The sequence below is a fragment of the Sneathiella sp. genome (assembly GCF_041689005.1).
Taxonomy (GTDB): Bacteria; Pseudomonadota; Alphaproteobacteria; order Sneathiellales; family Sneathiellaceae; genus Sneathiella.
The window spans coordinates 1-18,309 of record NZ_JBDNHC010000065.1; the positions used below are offsets into that span (position 1 = coordinate 1).

The following is an 18,309-nucleotide window of genomic DNA, read 5'->3' on the forward strand; positions in this document are numbered from 1 at the left end:
ATCGGATCCTCTGTCCGGGAAAGCTCGGCCGGGGGAGAAAATCCGCGATCACTCAAGCTTGCCTGTAGGGCCTTCCAGTAGGTATCTGTTGCTAACCGGATTTCGGGCCAGTCATACATGGACAATGTTGCTACGGTCTGCAGTGTCATATCAGGCGACCGGACTCACTGCGCCTTGAGGGGGAACACCACGGGCTCTTTTCGCGCCAAAGCAAATTTACGGAATATCTCGGCATAACTGCGATAGGAATACCCCTTGTTCATTTGCAGGAACCGTGCCCTGTTTTGCGCGAAAAATCCGGGCAGGCGGTACCAGGCGAGAGCAGGGTAGGCATGGTGAACTGCATGAAGGTTATTGTTGAGGAACAGGAACCGGAGCGGTCCTTTGTCCTCTATCAGCACAGACCGTCCGCGCATGTCTTGATGGGCCTGATGTTCAAGATATGTGCGGATCATTAAAATGGACATGCCGAAGTAAGCACAAAGAAGATAGGCCGTCACCGATATCGAGCCATAGTGCGCGATGGCCATGAGTATCCCGATGCAAAACAGAAAATGTATGGCCCAAATTCTGGCCAGCCTTAGTTCGCCAGCCTTGATTTTTTTCGCATCCGCGACAATCAAGGCAACCATCCCCAACGCCGGGCCCAGCAGCAGACGGCCTGTCAATGCGCAATTGATGTTAAAGACGGCTTTTAGCCAGCGAGGAGAGCGCTGCCATTGGTCCGGTGTCAGATACCAGCTTTCTGGATCCTCCGCCGGGTCGCTGATGCTGGCTTTCTGATGATGGATAAGGTGGTTTTCCTTGTACCGCGAATAGGGCAGGAAAATGCCGAGAGGCGCATAGGCAATGAGGTCATTTAGCCGGATGTCCGTAAACGGGTGACCATGGATACATTCATGCTGCAGGGACGAATGAAAGGCAATCAGCGGAACAATGAAGATTATCGTCAGCCACACGGGCAATAGTTCAGGCCCGAAAAGCAGTATTCCCCAAATAGCGTAGGTAAGACTAATTAAAGACAACGTTTTTACTTCCGTACTTTCGCGCAACAACAAAACGGCTCCTCTCTTATTGAATTATGTCACAATTATGTCTTATTTTTGCGGTCTGATACAATAGTACAATCCGCTAATTTATATGTTAATATACAATTTAAATTTAAAATGATTACTAAAGTCTGGATATGGTGTGAATAAGCTGCATTCTGAAGCTGAAACAATGAGAGACAAACGCGATGTCGCGGAAGTTTTCCGGGGCAGGATGGCCCTTCTGCTTGCCCGCAAAGGCTTCAACCTGAGCCAGTTTGCCAGCAGTATTGATATAGATCGGTCCGCCTTGAGCCAGTTTCTTGCCCCCGGTTCAACCCGGTTACCGCGGGCGGAAACTCTCTGTACCATTGCTAGAACTTATGGCGTCTCCGTCGATTGGCTGATGGGGCTGATCGCCAATGATGAAATTGACAGCGAAGCGGTGCCGATGCTTGAAATTGAGCGCATATCGGAAAGCTCTGCCAGTCGCAAGCTGGCGGAATGGCATCAGCAGGCAATGGGCTATAAAATCCGCTATGTCCCGAGTACCTTGCCAGACCTCTTGCGAACGGAGCAGGTCAGCAATTACGAGTTTGGGGATTATACGCTATCCGAAAGACAGGCCCGCGAACGGCGCATGAAGGATCAGCTGTCCTATTCCCGCCGCCCCGAAACAGACATTGAAGTTTGTATGTCCCTGCAGGTAATCCGGCAGGTCGCGAGAGGTGAGGGTATTTGGGGTCAGGTACCCTTGGCGGCCCGTCGGGAGCAGCTGGAACATATGATCGAGTTGATTTACGAACTCTATCCGACCTTCCGGCTTTTCCTGTTCGATGCCCGCAAAACCTATTCGGCCGCCTATACGCTCTTTGGGCCTATCCGCGCCGCAATCTATATCGGAAGAATGTATCTTGTCGTCAATTCGGTTGAGCATATCCGGGCGTTTGCCAGTCATTTTGACGGCCTTATTCGTATGGCCGATGTCGCCCCGGACAACGCCGCAAATGCCATTACCGAGTATTTGAAGGAACTAAGGTAATACCCAAAGAGACTGTTTTGGCAAGCGAACCCGGACGGTCATGTTTTCCTCCAAATTGAGGGCATCTTCTGGATTGATTGTTGCGTCGAATTCTTCGCCGCCTGCGGCGAGCCGGATGCGGGTTTGAGTGCCAAGAAATATCTTTGACAGGACAAGGGCGTCGAAGCTGTTTTCTGCTTGGCTATCGTCGCCGATGCGGACGTTCTCAGGCCGAAACGTCAACTTTCCGACGCGTCCGCGGTAGTTCCCGCCAAGCGTAAAAGTTCCTATCGAGCATTCGAACCGTCCCTCGCGACTGGTCCCGGATATGAAATTCCTGCCACCAAAAAATCGGGCAATTTCCTCGTCATTCGGCTGGGCGTAGAGAGCAGAGGCCGTATCATATTGCCGGAGCTCGCCACCGAGAAGAAGGGCAATGCGATCGGACAGGACGACCGCCTCCTCCTGATCATGGGTAACAAAAAGGGTCGTGATCGCCATCTCCTGCTGTAAAGTCCTGAGAAGCTCGCGCATCTCAATCCGCAAGTTCGCATCAAGATTTGAAAACGGTTCGTCGAGAAGAAGGATTTTCGGGCGGGTAACCAGCGCCCTGGCGAGAGCCGCCCGTTGCTGCTGACCGCCTGAAAGTGCCGATGGTTTGCGGGCGTTAAACCCACCCAGTTGGACGAGCTCCATCATCTTTCCGACACGGCTCTGAATTTCGGATTTTGGGAGGCGCTGCATTTTAAGACCGAAGCCGATATTGTCCGCGATATTCATGTATGGGAAAAGGAGATGATCCTGAAACACCATCGCTGCGCCCCGCTGCTCCGGCCGTTTGCGCAGAATGGACGTTCCGTCAAACAGGATATCGCCTGAACTGGGCGGAAGCAGTCCCGCAATCATTTTTAGTATTGTTGACTTGCCGCAGCCGGATGGACCCAATAGTGCGGTGAGCGATCCACTTTCCAGTGTCAGGGAAAGGCTGCTGACTGCGGGTGCTATCGATCCGTTGTAAATTTTTGCTAGTTCTTTCAGCATAACCTGCGTCATATCTGCCCCAAATTTCCTGCGCTCATGTTCCGGCCTGAAAGATATCGTGCGGCAAACAGCAGTAGAACGATGCCCGGCAGTATATAAATCATGCCAATGGCACCGGTAATATCATTACGTCCCGACGTCGCAAAGTTAAAGAGCAAAAGGGGAAGGGTTATCACGCGGCCGCCGCCGATTAGAAGTGTCAGGATATACTGGCTCCAGGAAACCAAAAAGACGAAGATTGAGCCGATCAGGATACCCGGCAGAATAGCCGGGAGAGTTATATAATAGAAGGCTTTCAGGGCGGAGGCGCCAAGGCTCCTCGCTTGCGATTCAGCCGCGGGATTGTAATTTGCAAAAACACCAGCCATGACGAGGATCATATAAGGCAGGGTTGGAATGAGATGGACAATCATGACACCAATTAGAGAGCCGGCGAGGCCGAGCTTCAGGAAGACGACATGCAGCCCGAGGGCGACAGCAATACCGGGAATGACCATCGGGGCGAGGACAAGCACCTCAATTAACGCTTTTCCCCGGAATTGGTAAAGTCCGAGAGCTCTTCCCGCCGGGACTCCGACGATCACTGACAGAATGGTGGTGGCAACGGCAATCAGGATCGTTCGTAAAATCGCCTGCGGGACGCCGGAAGTTGAGGAGAGCGCATATTCCCAAGCGCGCCAGCTATAATCACTGGGCAGGAGATCAGGAAAATACCAACTTCGGCTGAATGACCAGAGGGCAAGCGGCAACAGGGGCAGCACCAGCCAGGCGACAAGCAGGGCGAGAGAGAGCTTGGCCAGATTGAAAAGTCGGGATCGAGGCTTTTCAGGCCGTACCTTATGTGGAATATCAATTTCAGTCACGGATATACCGGCGGGCAAGGCGGGCATATCCGATAATCATCAAGCCGCTCATCAAGGCGATGATCATCGCCATTGCCATTGCTTCGGGACGACTACCGAGATTGACATTCGTAAAGGCCTGATAGGCCAGAACCGGAAGGGCAGTCGGGTAATTCTGTCCAAGCAAGGCAGGAATTTCATAGGCACCGAAGGTAAAGGCAAAAACAATCATGCTGGCGGAGAGGAGGCCCGGTAACAACAGCGGAAGAAGGACATAGCGGAAGGTTTGCCAGTGACTGGCACCGAGAGTTCTCGCGACCGCTTCATAATTTGTGCCGATAGTTTGCAGGTTAGCGAGCAGAATCAGGCCTATAAATGGCACTTCTTTCCAGACATATTGCAGGATAATGCCAATAGAGAGAGGGTCATAGATCATGGCGGGAAAATCTGCCGGTTTACTGATCATGTTGAATTCAAATGCAAGCCGGGCAAAGACGCCGGACTGAGAAAACAAATAAAGAATTCCAACGGCTCCCACCAGGTGTGGAACGCTCAGGTTTATCTGGAACAAAAAATTGATCACAGATCGGCCGGCAAAGGTTTGCCGTAACATGAGCGCCGCGCCAAGGGCGAGGCACCCCGAAATTAGAGTAGAGGTAAAAGCGATATAAAAGGTCACAACAAAAGAAAGATAAAAGCTGTCGGAGCTTAAAATGCGATGATATGCATCCAGCGACCAGTCCGTCAGACCAATCAGCGGCATATACCCAAGGCTGCCAGCAAGGCCAAAAACGAGCCCGCCCAAAAATAGTCCGCCAATAATAAAAAGGGCCGGAAACAGCAGCAGCGTTATTTTCCACCGCTCAGACATAGTCTGCGTTCTCAATCAGTATATTGATACGAAAAGGAGCTGAAAAGATTTCCTCGGCTCCTTTATTTGGCGACATTTTCCTGCCAGCCGGTTTCAATCGCGCTAATCCAGTCCGGGTGCAACTCCGGAAGTGTATATTTGGCAAGTTCCTCTGGCGCGACGACAGAGAGATTGCGTGGCAGGGCGCGGAAGGTCTTTTGATCGTTGGCGCTCAACGTTGACAGGTCAATGGCGGGGGCCGCTCCCCAAACCGCCGGTTTTGCCTTTTCATACTGGGCATCGAATGACATCAAAAAATTGGCAAGTACTATGGCGGCGGCCTTGTTTGGTGAATTATAGGGTATGGTGACATAATTGGTGTTGCCGATTGTACCATCCTCAAGGCCATAGGAACGCGTGGTTTCTGGAAAGGTGCCGTTTTCGACGTTGATGCCGAAAATAGCTGGATCATAATCAAAATAAAGCGCGACTTCCTTATTCGCGAACAGCTGGGCCAGCGTGGCAATAGCATTGGGATAGGTTTTCCCCTGCCGCCATAAATAGGGTTTCATTTCATTCAGAATTGCCCATGCCTTGGGGGCGACGGCGTCAAATTTTGCCTGATCGAAATCACCAAGGAGTGTTTTTGGGCCACCCGCGGCATAATAAAAAACATGGCGAATAAAGACGCTGCCATTAAAGTCGGTTGCTGCCGGATAGGTAAATTCGCCGGGATGGTCCTTCACCCAGGCAATAAGTTCCGCAATGCTGCGCGGCGGGTTGGCTGTGCGGGCGTTGTCGTAGGCGAAAGCAAACTGCGCGCGGTTCCAGGGGACTTCACAGCCATCAACGGGCAAGCCAAAATCATTGGCGATGGAGATGTCCGTCCAATCGACCAGTTTGTTGTTTGGCAATAGATCAAGATAGCCACAATAGAGCAGCCCCGCTTGTTTCATAGTCCGAAAATTGCCGCCGTTTATCCAGATCAGATCGACGGATCCGTCGTCATCTATCCCTGCCTGCTTTTCCCCCAGCACGATATTGACCGCTTCCGCCGTGTCATTGATGCCGATCCGGTTGAGGGTAATACCGTAGCGTTTGGCAACCTCGCGTCCGACCCAGTCCGAGACATATCGATTGATATTATCGGCCCCACCCCACATGAACCAGTTGACAGTTTCGCCCTTGGCCGCGGCAACCACTTCATCCCAGTTTTTGTAGGCCGGACCCTCTGCGGATGCCAATACCGGAGATGCCAAGACTGTGGAAAGACCCAGCACCCCATAAAGCCCCAATTTTTGCGTGAATTTCAATAGCCGGTTAAGCATGACGTTTCAATTCCTGACCTTGTTCGTAACGCGATAATGCACTGATTTTACGGGTATTCTATTCAATTTGATTCATGAAGTCGCCAGACAAATCTTCAAACCTCTACAACTTTTTGAGATCAGAATGCCGAGATGGAATATACTTGGCGCAGAACTCATGTTTTTTCGGGCAGTTGTATTTCAGGATAGGCAATGCAGGAACTGGATAGAACAGATTATAGAATACTCCACGAGATACAGGAAAATGGCCGTATCTCAATGGTCGAATTATCGAAGCGCGTGAATTTGACGAAAACGCCCTGCGCGGAGCGCGTTAGAAGGCTTGAAAAATCAGGGGCCATCCAGGGCTATTTCACGCAAGTAGATCCTGAAATCATTGAAGCGGCCCATGTTGTTATGGTGCAGGTTCAGCTTTCAGGAACGACGGCTGCGGATTTGGAGGCATTTAATGCGGCGGTTCGGAGTATTCCGCAAATCCAGTCCTGTATGATGGTGGCGGGTGGATTTGATTATTTGCTGAAAGTCCGAACGAAGAATATTGCGGGTTACCGCGAGTTACTGGGCGCCGTTATCTCACAATTACCAGCCGTCCTGCAAACCCATACCTATGTGGTGATGGAAGTGGTAAAGGATGAAGTCACATTGCATCTGCCGGATAGTTTGGGCAAATAAGGCATTCCATGAAAAAAGCAATCAGAGGCCGCGTTCTTTCCTATCGCGATAACCCCTTCACCAAACCGCTTTCGGCTTGCCTTGAGTATGAGGAGGATGGCCTCATTGTCATGGAGGGAGAGCATATTACGGAATTTGGCCCGGCGGACATCTTGATGGACGGTCGCAATGATCTGTCTATCACACACTATCCCGACGCCCTGATCTGCCCCGGTTTTATCGACGTCCATGTCCATTATCCGCAAGTCGAGATCATCGGTGCCTATGGTACGCAACTGATTGACTGGCTGAATAAATACACATTTGTGGCGGAGCAGAAATTTTCCGACAAATCCTACGCGCTGCAGGCGGCAAAGCTGTTTCTGAAAGAATCTTTACGGGCCGGAACAACAACGTCGTCCGTTTTCTGCACTGTTGATCCAACATCGGTGGACGCTTTTTTTGAGATGTCCGCAAAACTTAATATGCGTAATATCGCCGGCAAGGTTCTGATGGACCGCAATGCCCCGCCGGCCCTCCTCGATACGCCGCAGTCCGGCTATGACCAGACGAAAGACCTTATTGACAGATGGCACGGCAAGGGACGGGCGCTGTATAGCGTGACGCCGCGTTTTGCGCCGACGAGCAGCCCGGAGCAGATGGAGATGACCGGCGCCGTCTGGAATGAACACCCGGGAACCTACCTGCAATCGCATATCTCGGAGAACCTTGCAGAGATTACCTGGGTTCGAGACCTGTTTCCGGATCAGGAAAGCTATGTCGATGTCTACCGGCATTATGGCCAGCTTGGTCCGCGGGCCATTTACGGTCATGGGGTGCATTTTACTGACAATGATTTCCGTATTTTCTCGGAAACAGGAACGGCACTTGCCCATTGTCCTACCTCCAACCTGTTCCTGGGCAGCGGCCTGTTTAACATTGCGACGGCAATGACGGGTGCGCATACGGTGCGCACCGGGCTTGCCACGGATCTTGGGGGCGGCACAAATTTCTCGCAACTGGTTAGTATGAACGAAGCCTATAAAATCGCCCAACTTGCCGGCGTTTCCCTCGGCGCCCATCAGGCGTTTTACCTTGCAACCCGCGGCGCGGCGGAGGCGCTTTATCTTGAAGATACAATTGGCAGCATTGCCGCCGGATATGAAGCAGATATTACCGTCCTCGATTTGCAGGCAACCCCGCTTCTCAAGCACCGGCTCGATTTTGCGGAGTCCCTCGAAGATATCCTCTTTGTCCTGATGATGCTGGGGGATGACCGGGTAACCCGGGCGACATATGTGGCGGGGGAACTGGTCTACTCAAAGAATTGCGAGACTGGAGTGGCGACATTCGCTGAATTTTGAAATCGCTGACGGGCCATCGTCGGCGGTTAAGCCGGCGCGCGTCCCCCTAGAGCAGCTGTTACTTCTGTCGCAATCGCCATGGCGGCCTTTCCAAGCTCCATCAGGCGATCCGTCGTAATTCGGGCTGCCGGGCCGGAAATTGAAAGGCTCGCCAGCGGTTCCGCATGTTCGTCATAAATCAGTGTCGCGACGCAGCGGAGCCCGACCGCGTGTTCCTCATCATCGAGCGCGAATCCCTGACGTCGGCAGTCGGCGAGTTCGCGATAGAGCGCCTCCGGGTCAGTGATTGTCTTGTCGGTTAGCTGCGCAAGTCCCTGTGTTTCGATGATATGCTGAACGTCTTTTGCCGTCATCACCATGAGCATGGCCTTGCCAACACCGGAACAATGCATCGGCACCCGATTTCCCGGTTTGGAGAATACGCGCATCATCTCCCGGCTTTCTACCTGTGCCAGGTAAATCACGTTATCCTGATCGGCGATGGCAAGATTTACTGTCTCGCCGCTTATTTCCATCAGGCGGCGCATATAGGGACGCGCCACTGTCGAAAGATCCCGGGAGGTCAGGAACCCGTTTCCGGCAACAAACGCCTGCATCCCGATTTGCCAGCGGCTGCTGTCTCGATCATATTGGACATATCGCTCCTCCTGCAAGGTTGTTAGAAGGCGATGGGTAGTCGATGGGGCAAGCTGTAGGGTTTTCGCAATCACCGTCAGGGGCAGGCCCGGCGAATTTTCAGCGATCAAGTTAAGAATGGACAGGGCGCGGGTCAGGGACTGAACCTGCCCCGTTCGCGGGATAGCGGTGACCTGAAGGGGATCGCCCATCACATGCTGACCTTTCATTTTTCCGTATTGTGAAAATGCTTCCATTTTAGTTTATTCCCTCTGAGTATTCTGTCAATATGGTCTTATGTTATTATTCGGGGAACTGTTCCGACGATAAACTCTTGAAAGGGTATAAGGCGCTGACATGAATGCACGGGTAACAAAAGCGAACCTGCAGGTTGCAAGCGAAATTGCGGATCTGGTCGAAAACGAGATATTGCCGGGATTGTCGGTGCGTAAGGATGCAGTATGGACCCTTCTCGACGATCTGGTGAACAGGTTTGGGCCTGTGAATAAGCGCCTTCTGAAGAAACGCGAGGAATTGCAGGCAAAAATCGACCATTGGCATCTGGATCGCAAAGGTAAAATTTACGATGTAGCCACCTATAAAGCGTTTTTGCAGGAAATCGGGTATTTGGTTGCCGAGGGGCCAGCGTTTAACATCACCACCTCAAACGTCGATCCTGAAATTTCCGATGTCGCCGGGCCACAGCTTGTTGTACCGGTAACGAATGCCCGCTACGCCCTGAACGCCGCAAATGCGCGCTGGGGGAGCCTCTATGATGCCCTGTACGGCACGGATGTTCTGTCCGAGGATAACGGCTGCGAGAAAGGCGGCGACTATAACCCGGTTCGCGGAAAGGCGGTCATGAGCTATGGTTCTGCCGTCCTTGACGAGACGGCACCGCTTGAGAAGGGTAGTCACAGTTCAGTTGTCAGATATTGCCTCAAAAATTCAGTAACCGGAAAAATGCTTGAGGCTGAACTGGAGGATGGTTCGGTGACTGGCTTGCGCAACGCCGTTCAATTCGCGGGATATCTTGGTGATGACGCTTTGACGTCGGTTCTGCTGATCCGCAATGGCCTGCATCTTGAAATCCAGATCGACCGGACCCACCCCATCGGCAAAGATCACCCTGCCGGGGTCAAGGACATTGTGATGGAAGCGGCGCTTTCCACTATCCAGGACTGTGAAGATTCTGTTGCCGCTGTCGATGCCGAAGACAAAGCTCTTGTCTATCGCAACTGGCTTGGCCTGATGAAGGGGGACCTTGAGGGTCATTTCGAAAAAGGCGGCAAGACGGTTGTCCGGACATTGCATTCGGACCGGGTTTATCAGAAACCGGGCGGTGAGACGCTGACATTACATGGTCGCAGCCTGCTTCTGGTCCGTAATGTCGGTCACCTGATGACGACGGCCGCCGTTCTTGATAAATACGGTGATGAAATCCCCGAAGGTATTCTGGATGCCCTGATGACCAGCCTTTGCGCCCTGCATGATCTGGAGGGGAGCGGCCGCCACAGCAATAGCAGGGCGGGAAGCGTCTATATCGTCAAGCCGAAAATGCACGGTCCTGAGGAAGCTGCCTTTGCCAACGACCTGTTTGCCGCCATAGAAGACGGTTTAGGCCTCGCACGGAATACTCTGAAGGTCGGTGTGATGGATGAGGAGCGGCGGACTACGGTCAATCTGAAAGAGTGTATCCGGGCGGTGTCCGAGCGGCTCTTTTTCATCAACACCGGCTTTCTGGACCGGACCGGGGATGAAATTCATACCAGCATGGAAGCGGGTCCCTTTATGCGCAAGGATGATGCCAAGGGGGAACCATGGATTGCGGCCTATGAAGACTGGAATGTCGATATTGGCCTGGAAACAGGTCTTCCCGGCCATGCCCAGATCGGTAAGGGCATGTGGGCCATGCCGGATGAGATGGCAAAAATGATGACGGCGAAAATAGGGCACCCGACCGCGGGCGCAAACTGCGCTTGGGTTCCGTCGCCAATGGCGGCAACCCTGCACGCTCTGCATTATCTCAAGATATCCGTGAAAGACCGCCAGAGGGAACTGGCATCCCGGGGCCGTGCTAGTCTCGATGATATCCTCACGCCGCCCCTGCTGGCGGGTGAGAATCTCTCGGAGGGTGCGATCAACGCCGAACTTGATAACAATGCGCAAGGCATACTGGGATATGTTGTGCGCTGGATCGATCAGGGCGTTGGTTGTTCAAAGGTGCCGGATATCAATGACGTTGGCTTGATGGAAGATCGGGCCACGCTGCGTATTTCCAGCCAGCATATTGCCAACTGGCTGCATCATGGCATTTGCAGTGAAGCAAAAGTAATGGAAACCCTGAAACGGATGGCAGCTAAAGTCGATGAGCAAAATGCCGGGGATCCGCTATATAAGCCGATGGTCGGACATTACGACACATCGATCGCATTCAAGGCCGCCTGTGATCTCGTTTTCAAGGGCAAGGACCAACCGAGCGGTTATACAGAGCCGATCCTCCATGCCCGCCGGATTGAGGCGAAAGCGGTTTAGACTAATACTATTTTTGAACGCTAGACTGGATCAAGATCTATTAAATATTTGGAGGCACTATGCTCACAATAAATCGTTTATCACATGATGACGCAAAAATTTTGCTCGACGGCGCACGCCAAAAATCCGTTGAGATCGGGGTGCCCATGTGTATTTCCGTTGTCGATGAATCTGGCAATCTCATTGCGTTCGAACGCATGGACGGCGGCAAGATTACCAGCATCACAATCTCGAACGATAAGGCCTTCACCGCTGCGGCGGCCCGAAAGGCGACCCATGATTATAATGCGGTCTGCATTCCCGGTAATCTTGCCTTTGGAATACATACGGAAGTGGGCGGGCGGATCTCCACGGTTGGCGGAGGTATGCCGGTTGTCGTGGCCGGTGAGGTTGTCGGCGGCATTGGTTTGAGTTCCGGGACGCCTAAGCAAGACATGGAATGCGCGGAGGCGGGACTACAGAATTTTTACAAAACGATTGTATAGTCTCTTCTGTCTCTTGTGCTGAAATGGCATCTACGACTATAAATGTTTGGGGTCCCCCGACATACATAATGTAGTATCGGGGCGAATGACCCGGGTGCTGTTTAATGGTTGATGAAATAGAGAAGATCGGAAAGGGCCGGTCCGAGGGCATGACCATGACGGCGCTCGACGAGATTACCGGCTTTCATATGCGCAAAGCCGTTCTCCGGGCGCAGGGGACGTTCGCGTCGGCGGCGGGCAGGAAACTCCAGACCGGGCAGTATTCTGTCATGGCGATCATCAATGAGAACCCCGGCAGAACCCAGACAGCCATTGCCGAGGCGGCGGGTCTGGACAGATCGTCCCTGGTCCCGGTGCTGAACCAGTTTGAAAAAAATGGACTCATTATTCGGGAAGCCGTGGCGACCGACCGCAGGGCTTATGCTGTCCGGCTCACCAAAAAGGGACAGCGGGAACTGGCTGACCTGGAAACCAAGGTCCAGGAAATTGAAAAAAAGGTCGTTGACGGATTGGGGCAAGAAAATCACGCGCTGTTGATTGATCTGCTGAAGCGCTTTTATGAAGTCATATAGTATCTGATTTGCATATGAGCATTCCACAACCTTGTTTTCATTGTCTGGCGGTAGCCGATCTGCATTGGGCCAGCCTCGCCGTGTTATCTGACAGGGTTGCCATTATCGCCCTTTTTGCGGCGGATTTGCCCGAATAATTTTCGGGCACCCAAAAAGTCGATTCGTCAAACTTGATTAACAATGCAGGCAATCCGTGTAGGGATAAAATTTTCGGGCGCTACACCTTAGCTACATCTTGTGTCCTTTGCCGCAAGGCGATGCAGATAAGCCGTATGCGTCCTTAAAAGTGCATAAATAAAAAATACAGCAACTAAAACGCTAGTTATTAGTAACCCCGTTGGGTATCCTTTTCTTATCGGGAAACAGGTGACGGCATCTGTGGATTAGGGGGTGACATGGGCATGATATTTAGCGATATGAACAAGACGCTTTCCGTTAAAAGCTGTTATTCAAAATATCTTTTTTCTTCTGCCGTGTTCATCCTTACGATCCTTTTGTCGGCTGCTTTTTTTATAAACGAGCCCCCGAAGAGTAATCTGCAGAAGATGGCAGAACAGCAAATGCCTTTGCTGGAATGATCAAAAAACATATAGAACGTTTTGCGTCCTCCTGAATTTACGCCCGAAAAACAATTCCTTAATCAAATTGCGCGTAAGCTTTTCCGCCAGGATTTATTTCGTGACCATTGACGAAACAAATCCACATTTGGTGGAAACAGGTTAGACCCTGAGGATAGAGATGCGATCGTTGGGCCATTTTGGCATTATGCAGAAATATACGGTAAGATGGCTCGCCCGAGACGAAAAGAGCCTGATTATCGGCGAGCTTATTTTCGCGGTGACCCTCCCCATCGGGAGTTCAAATTCCTATGCCGCGACCGACAAAGACTGCCTCGCATTATGGAAGCCGCCCATCATAAAAGTTAAAATTATGACGGCTGTTCCCACAATCAACCATCAGATATCATCCGGCCAGATAGAGAAGGTAGCTAAAAAAAGCGGCTACGCTAAACCGTCAGAACATGTCAGGCTGCTCGGGCTCACCAATGCCACCATCGGCCCGGAACTTGGCGCCTCGACGAAATACAGGGAAGTCAGGAAGGGCGTTTACTGTCTTCGGCTCGATGGCGTGGATTTAAATTTCGGGGCACGAAAAACGGTTATTTACATAGATCGAAAATGCCGGGAATCCTCCTGCGCGTACAAGGTGATACTGGCCCATGAACGGGAGCATGTTCGAATAAACGAACAAATCACAGCCAGCTATCTTCCGAAGGTCAAGGCGGAACTAGCGGAGCGTGCCGCAGCCATCAAGCCTTTCTTTACCCGGAAACCGGATAGAATTGGTCATTCACTCGTCAACCGGTTGCTTTTTGAAATGGCGCCTTTGCTCGAAAAATTCAGCCTTGCCCGGGAAAAAGCGAATGAAGTCATTGATACGAATGATGCCTATGCGGCGACGCAGAGAAAATGCAGCGACTGGTGAATTTTAACCACTTCTTTGGAAAATATTAACATTTTGTTGATTTAATCTTCTTCCGCTAATGGGCGCTTTTGTTCCTGCTGAGAATTCAGTTGAAGCGAGACAGAGAACTGACATGATCATTGCCGAAGATATCAAAAAAATGCTGCGGGCTCTTGATACGAATGCCGGCTCCAAGATCAATGAGCGTGCGAAAAACCGCAAATTTTTACGCTCTGAAGTTAAATGGCCAGCGACGATCCGGGCAGAACGCGGGCATGCCTGCCTGCATGAAGAAGAACGTGAGGTAACCGGTATTATCAAAGATATCTCTGCGAACGGCGCACGTATTGATGTTGACGGGCTATTTTTCGAAAAAAATAACCTGTTGTTGAATATTCCGAAACTCGGCACCGTGAGGTGCGATCTTGTCTGGCGCCGGGGGAACAAGATTGGCCTGCAATTTTCAGAAGACCCGAAAAGGATCCTGGAGCAGCTTCGAAAAATTTTGCCCGGGATCGATGACATCCTGTCCTGATGACCAATTCTGATTTTCAACCGGCCAACGTCCTCCTGTTTGATCCGGAACCGGCTTTGCGTCATAGCACCCGAAGTGCGCTCTTGAATATTGGTTTCGGTGACGTCGTCGCGGTCGCGGAAATAGACCATTTTCTGGAAAAGGCTGCAGTCGGGGACTATGATTTAATTCTCGCGGAAACCTTGTCCCCAAGCGGGGATATGCTCGAAATCATTCGCAGCGTCCGTCAGAATATTGTCGGTACAAATCCTTTCGTGAATATTATCCTGTCCATGTGGAATTCCGCCCCGGAGGTTGTGAATAAAGTTATTAATTCCGGCGCTGATGACGTGATTTCAAGACCAATGTCCAGAACCCAGATACTCGATAGGGTTTTCCGTCTTGTTCAGGCGCGTAAGCCCTTTGTCGTTACAACTGACTATATTGGCCCGGATCGACATCACAATACCCGTAATTTTCCGGCTAGATCGGCGATGATCGTGCCCAATTCGCTGCGCGCGAAAGTAGAGAACAAACCCGAATTCGCCGCGACTGCAGAGACGATAAAACGTGCCATGACGGCCGTTCATGAACGTAAGATATCCATTTATACGGAACAGCTTCTTCGCCTCTCATCGGCGGTTCTTGTTCTTTCGGGAGAATATAACGAGCTGGATGATCGTAAAGTCGCCATGATATCCCTTCGCGACATCAACAAACGATTGATGCTGCAGGTGAAAAATACAGATCTTGCCCATATCGTTTCGTTCTGCGAAGGACTGGATAAACTCATAGAGACTATTGACAAGACCAGGGGTTCTCTGAAAGGACAGGATCGGGAACTACTGGTCCAAATTCCTCTTGCGATTCATAAAGCCTGCACGGAAGTGCAAAATTCGGCGGCACTTGCGTTTGACATACGTGACGTCGCCGGGAAGTTTCGCGATAACACGAGTGCAAAACGGCCTCAGCTAAGCAGTTCAGTTTGAAATGTTGGATAAATTTGGATAGGTCGCCCTTTGTTCTGGAAAATACATGACTATGTATTAAAGTTATGTGGATGTGGAGGATAATTAAATGATGGCTGGGGTTGGAACGCGTCCAAGGACGTTGAAATTCAAGGTCGTCATCTTTTCAATATTGGCTTTATGTCTGTTTGGTTTCGCTACGGCACGTCCCACTTTTGGTCAGGACGTGACATTTTTTCGGATAGGGACCGGATCGACATCCGGCACCTATTATCCCATCGGCACTTTGATCGCCTCCATCATTTCCAGTCCGCCGGGAAGCCGCTCTTGTGAAAGCGGCGGGTCCTGCGGCGTTCCGGGGCTTATCGCGGCGGCCCAAACGACACGGGGATCGATTTCAAACATCAATGGCGTGATGGACGGCAATCTTGAGACCGGCCTCGCGCAATCGGACGTAGTTCAGGCGGCCTATTCGGGCACAGGCGTATATAAAAAGAAGAAGCCATTGTCCGATTTACGGGTAATTGCCAATCTATACCCGGAAAATGTTCACTTGATTGTTCGCCGTGGTGCTGGGATCAAGAAGATTTCGGACTTGAAGGGAAAGCGTGTGTCGCTTGATGTCCCGGGATCCGGCACCCGTGTAAATGCCAAAGAAATCCTCACGGCGTATGGATTGTCCGAAAAGGATTTCAAGGCAGTTCCCGTCAATGCGGATAAAGCTGTTTCGCTGATGTTGAATGACAAGCTTGATGCTTTTTTCTTTGTTGCCGGCTATCCAGTTACGGCAGTAACCGAACTTGCCAATGTCGGTAAAATTGAATTGCTTCCGATCAGCGGAAAAATTGCGGAAAAATTTATCGCTGACCATGAATATTATTCTGCAAGTGATATACCCGCGAAAACCTATGTTGGCATTGATACTGTTCCAACTCTCGCTGTGAGTACACAATGGATTGTTAATGCCAGTATGAACGAGGAGCTGGTTTATGAGATCACCCGCGCGCTCTGGCACCCGCGAAACCGGCACCTCCTCGATCATGGGCATGCAAAGGGCAAAATGATCAGGCTCGAGACGGCGCTGGACAGCGTGGCGATCCCCTTACATCCCGGTGCAGAGCGATATTACCGCGAAAAAGGACTACTGCCCGAATAGGCACCCGTTCCTGTAAATCATCGAGTGGCAGTTCACAAATCACTAAATCGGTTGTGACCCTATCGGGGCTTTGATAGTGTCATGAAAAATGAGGAGCAGTATAGTGATTCCATTCGTCGTCGCGGCGCCCAAAAGCCCAGCCCGCCCCATCCATATTGTTGAAAAAGAAGATTTTGATGATTGGCTTGTGCAACAATCAGAAAGATACAAAAGCTGGATCAGCTCTCAGGAGTTTCATCCAGTTGGCGGAAAATACGTGCTGCTTCCCGGAGACAAGGGCGACTTTGAAGCCGTTTTATTCATCAAGGACGATGACTGGAATATCTGGTCTCTCGCCGGATTACCTACGCGTTTGCCGACTGGTCAATATACCGTTGAAGGTGCGCTTGCCCCTAAGCAGGCGACGGATATAGCGATCGGCTGGGCGCTGGCGACATATTGCTTCGATCGCTTTAAAAAAAATGAAGCTAGTTATGCGACACTCGTATTGCTGAAGGGGGCAGATGAGGCAATGGTCGCGCGCACCGTAAACGCGGTGACGCTTGTTCGGGATTTGATTAATTTGCCGGCAGGGGATCTCGGACCTTCAGCGCTTGAGGCCGCGGCCTCACAGGTTGCGGCGGAGTTTGACGCCGTGCAAACGAATATTGTTGGGGAGGATTTACTGACCTATCACTATCCAATGGTTCATGCGGTTGGTCGCGCCGCGGCGGATGCCCCGCGGCTCATCGATATTTTCTGGGGCGATAAGGACGCACCGAAAGTTACCTTGGTCGGCAAAGGTGTTTGTTTCGATACTGGCGGACTGGATATAAAGCCGTCCTCGGGGATGTTGACAATGAAAAAGGATATGGGCGGGGCGGCGTCCGTTCTCGGGCTCGCCTATATGATTATGGATGCAAACCTGCCCGTGCGGTTGCGGGTATTGATTCCCGCCGTTGAAAATTCCATCTCGGGCAATGCCTACCGTCCGGGCGATGTCCTGACCAGCAGGAGCGGGCTGACGGTTGAGATTGGTAATACAGATGCGGAAGGCCGCCTCGTCCTTGCTGATGCCCTGACGGCTGCGGACGAGGAAACACCGGATCTGCTGATCGATATGGCAACGCTAACTGGGGCGGCCCGCGTTGCCGTCGGCACTGAAATCGCCGCAACTTTCACTGATGATGAGGCCCTATTTTCAGATATGTCGGCCAGGGCCAGCGCTGAAAATGATCCCGTTTGGCGAATGCCCCTCTGGAATGACTACCGTCATTTGCTCGACAGTAAGATCGCGGATATTAATAATGCCGGGTCGGGTGGATTTGCGGGAGCCATTACTGCGGGGCTGTTCTTGAAGGAATTCGTTAAAAACGCGAAAAGCTGGATGCATCTGGATATCATGGCCTATAACGTCCGGGACCGTCCCGGTCGCCCCGTCGGAGGCGAAGCCTTTGCGATCCGAGCTTTATTCGCCCTAATCGAGGAACGATACCGGAGATAATGCTCCACAGTTCCAAGGCTTGCGATTATCGTTCGCAGAAGTGAGGTTGGTCGTGTCAGTATCCCTTATCGACATCCACCGCATGCAGTAATTCCTCTCCCTTTTCCGTGCGAAGAATATTTTGGGCGACCAGCCTGGCGACACTCGCCGGATCAGAGATGCTTGCAACATGCGGTGTAATACGGATTTTTGGATGACCCCAGAAGGGATGATCTTCCGGCAATGGTTCGGTTCGGAATACATCAAGGGTTGCAGAGCCTAACTGCCCGGAGTCAAGCGCGGGGATCAGATCTTCTTCCACCAGGTGCGGGCCGCGACCGGCATTGATAACGCTGGCCCCCTTGGGCAATTTTGCAAATAACCCAGTGTTCAGGATATCTTTGGTTGCTTCG

18 protein-coding genes are annotated in these 18,309 nt (G+C 51.6%); 11 read left to right on the forward strand and 7 right to left on the reverse strand.

Going from position 1 to position 18,309, the window contains the following annotated elements:
* Positions 1–164 precede the first annotated feature (164 nt).
* Positions 165–1,025 carry a fatty acid desaturase gene (locus tag ACESNI_RS07235; RefSeq protein WP_373085874.1) on the reverse strand — a complete coding sequence of 287 codons (861 nt, stop codon included), beginning with the start codon at positions 1,023–1,025 and terminating at the stop codon, positions 165–167.
* A gap of 196 nt (positions 1,026–1,221) precedes the next feature.
* On the opposite strand from ACESNI_RS07235, the gene ACESNI_RS07240 reads away from it, so the two are divergent.
* The gene (locus ACESNI_RS07240; RefSeq protein WP_373085875.1) at positions 1,222–2,070 is read left to right on the forward strand and encodes a helix-turn-helix domain-containing protein; all 849 of its coding nucleotides are present in this window, start codon (positions 1,222–1,224) and stop codon (positions 2,068–2,070) included.
* Here ACESNI_RS07240 and ACESNI_RS07245 read toward each other — a convergent pair.
* From ACESNI_RS07245 to ACESNI_RS07260, 4 genes are all read right to left on the reverse strand, one after another.
* Positions 2,062–3,102, reverse strand: a complete 1,041-nt coding sequence (locus ACESNI_RS07245) for an ABC transporter ATP-binding protein (protein ID WP_373085876.1) — start codon at positions 3,100–3,102, stop codon at positions 2,062–2,064. The two genes, ACESNI_RS07240 and ACESNI_RS07245, sit on opposite strands and share 9 nt — an antisense overlap.
* Positions 3,099–3,953, reverse strand: a complete 855-nt coding sequence (locus ACESNI_RS07250; RefSeq protein WP_373085877.1) for an ABC transporter permease — start codon at positions 3,951–3,953, stop codon at positions 3,099–3,101. The genes ACESNI_RS07245 and ACESNI_RS07250 overlap by 4 nt, the downstream gene beginning before the upstream one ends.
* Positions 3,946–4,803 carry an ABC transporter permease gene (locus ACESNI_RS07255; protein WP_373085878.1) on the reverse strand — a complete coding sequence of 286 codons (858 nt, stop codon included), beginning with the start codon at positions 4,801–4,803 and terminating at the stop codon, positions 3,946–3,948. Before ACESNI_RS07255 ends, ACESNI_RS07250 begins: the two co-directional genes overlap by 8 nt.
* Before the next feature lie 62 nt (positions 4,804–4,865).
* Positions 4,866–6,110: an ABC transporter substrate-binding protein gene (locus ACESNI_RS07260; RefSeq protein WP_373085879.1), complete on the reverse strand. Its 1,245-nt coding sequence runs from the start codon at positions 6,108–6,110 to the stop codon at positions 4,866–4,868.
* A gap of 201 nt (positions 6,111–6,311) precedes the next feature.
* Here ACESNI_RS07260 and ACESNI_RS07265 point away from each other — a divergent pair, with 201 nt between their 5' ends.
* Positions 6,312–6,782, forward strand: a complete 471-nt coding sequence (locus ACESNI_RS07265; RefSeq protein WP_373085891.1) for an Lrp/AsnC ligand binding domain-containing protein — start codon at positions 6,312–6,314, stop codon at positions 6,780–6,782.
* A gap of 8 nt (positions 6,783–6,790) precedes the next feature.
* A complete protein-coding gene (gene guaD / locus ACESNI_RS07270) occupies positions 6,791–8,125 on the forward strand; it encodes a guanine deaminase (RefSeq protein WP_373085880.1) in 1,335 nt (444 codons plus the stop codon).
* A gap of 26 nt (positions 8,126–8,151) precedes the next feature.
* Here the strand turns inward: guaD and ACESNI_RS07275 are convergent, their stop codons facing one another.
* A complete protein-coding gene (locus ACESNI_RS07275; protein ID WP_373085881.1) occupies positions 8,152–8,997 on the reverse strand; it encodes an IclR family transcriptional regulator in 846 nt (281 codons plus the stop codon).
* 100 nt (positions 8,998–9,097) lie between these two features.
* Between ACESNI_RS07275 and ACESNI_RS07280 the strand changes: the two genes are divergently transcribed.
* From ACESNI_RS07280 to ACESNI_RS07315, 8 genes are all read left to right on the forward strand, one after another.
* Positions 9,098–11,275: a malate synthase G gene (locus tag ACESNI_RS07280; RefSeq protein WP_373085882.1), complete on the forward strand. Its 2,178-nt coding sequence runs from the start codon at positions 9,098–9,100 to the stop codon at positions 11,273–11,275.
* A gap of 59 nt (positions 11,276–11,334) precedes the next feature.
* A complete protein-coding gene (locus ACESNI_RS07285; RefSeq protein ID WP_373085883.1) occupies positions 11,335–11,760 on the forward strand; it encodes a heme-binding protein in 426 nt (141 codons plus the stop codon).
* 104 nt (positions 11,761–11,864) lie between these two features.
* Positions 11,865–12,332 carry a MarR family winged helix-turn-helix transcriptional regulator gene (locus tag ACESNI_RS07290; protein WP_373085884.1) on the forward strand — a complete coding sequence of 156 codons (468 nt, stop codon included), beginning with the start codon at positions 11,865–11,867 and terminating at the stop codon, positions 12,330–12,332.
* 738 nt (positions 12,333–13,070) lie between these two features.
* Positions 13,071–13,817 carry a hypothetical protein gene (locus tag ACESNI_RS07295; RefSeq protein ID WP_373085885.1) on the forward strand — a complete coding sequence of 249 codons (747 nt, stop codon included), beginning with the start codon at positions 13,071–13,073 and terminating at the stop codon, positions 13,815–13,817.
* 112 nt (positions 13,818–13,929) lie between these two features.
* Positions 13,930–14,331 (forward strand): PilZ domain-containing protein, encoded by a 402-nt coding sequence (locus ACESNI_RS07300; protein WP_373085886.1) that lies wholly within the window; start codon positions 13,930–13,932, stop codon positions 14,329–14,331.
* Positions 14,331–15,299 carry a response regulator gene (locus ACESNI_RS07305; RefSeq protein ID WP_373085887.1) on the forward strand — a complete coding sequence of 323 codons (969 nt, stop codon included), beginning with the start codon at positions 14,331–14,333 and terminating at the stop codon, positions 15,297–15,299. Before ACESNI_RS07300 ends, ACESNI_RS07305 begins: the two co-directional genes overlap by 1 nt.
* A gap of 88 nt (positions 15,300–15,387) precedes the next feature.
* On the forward strand, positions 15,388–16,434 hold the full coding sequence (locus ACESNI_RS07310; protein ID WP_373085888.1) for a TAXI family TRAP transporter solute-binding subunit: 1,047 nt from the start codon (positions 15,388–15,390) through the stop codon (positions 16,432–16,434).
* Positions 16,435–16,537: 103 nt separating this feature from the next.
* Complete coding sequence (locus ACESNI_RS07315) at positions 16,538–17,917, forward strand: M17 family metallopeptidase (protein WP_373085889.1); 1,380 nt, start codon at positions 16,538–16,540, stop codon at positions 17,915–17,917.
* A 55-nt stretch (positions 17,918–17,972) separates the two neighbouring features.
* On the opposite strand, the gene ACESNI_RS07320 is transcribed toward ACESNI_RS07315, so the two are convergent.
* A partial coding sequence (locus ACESNI_RS07320; RefSeq protein ID WP_373085890.1) for an NAD(P)-dependent oxidoreductase occupies positions 17,973–18,309 on the reverse strand: 337 nt, incomplete at its 5' end.

What these genes read in the sequence shown, in the direction of transcription:
- ACESNI_RS07245 (WP_373085876.1), bottom strand. Translation starts at nt 3,102, where the DNA reads ATGACGCAGGTTATGCTGAAAGAACTAGCAAAAATTTACAACGGATCG.
- guaD (WP_373085880.1), top strand. Translation starts at nt 6,791, where the DNA reads ATGAAAAAAGCAATCAGAGGCCGCGTTCTTTCCTATCGCGATAACCCC.
- ACESNI_RS07290 (WP_373085884.1), top strand. Translation starts at nt 11,865, where the DNA reads ATGGTTGATGAAATAGAGAAGATCGGAAAGGGCCGGTCCGAGGGCATG.
- ACESNI_RS07300 (WP_373085886.1), top strand. Translation starts at nt 13,930, where the DNA reads ATGATCATTGCCGAAGATATCAAAAAAATGCTGCGGGCTCTTGATACG.
- ACESNI_RS07240 (WP_373085875.1), top strand. Translation starts at nt 1,222, where the DNA reads ATGAGAGACAAACGCGATGTCGCGGAAGTTTTCCGGGGCAGGATGGCC.
- ACESNI_RS07255 (WP_373085878.1), bottom strand. Translation starts at nt 4,803, where the DNA reads ATGTCTGAGCGGTGGAAAATAACGCTGCTGCTGTTTCCGGCCCTTTTT.
- ACESNI_RS07310 (WP_373085888.1), top strand. Translation starts at nt 15,388, where the DNA reads ATGATGGCTGGGGTTGGAACGCGTCCAAGGACGTTGAAATTCAAGGTC.
- ACESNI_RS07285 (WP_373085883.1), top strand. Translation starts at nt 11,335, where the DNA reads ATGCTCACAATAAATCGTTTATCACATGATGACGCAAAAATTTTGCTC.
- ACESNI_RS07295 (WP_373085885.1), top strand. Translation starts at nt 13,071, where the DNA reads ATGCGATCGTTGGGCCATTTTGGCATTATGCAGAAATATACGGTAAGA.
- ACESNI_RS07305 (WP_373085887.1), top strand. Translation starts at nt 14,331, where the DNA reads ATGACCAATTCTGATTTTCAACCGGCCAACGTCCTCCTGTTTGATCCG.
- ACESNI_RS07275 (WP_373085881.1), bottom strand. Translation starts at nt 8,997, where the DNA reads ATGGAAGCATTTTCACAATACGGAAAAATGAAAGGTCAGCATGTGATG.
- ACESNI_RS07260 (WP_373085879.1), bottom strand. Translation starts at nt 6,110, where the DNA reads ATGCTTAACCGGCTATTGAAATTCACGCAAAAATTGGGGCTTTATGGG.
- ACESNI_RS07280 (WP_373085882.1), top strand. Translation starts at nt 9,098, where the DNA reads ATGAATGCACGGGTAACAAAAGCGAACCTGCAGGTTGCAAGCGAAATT.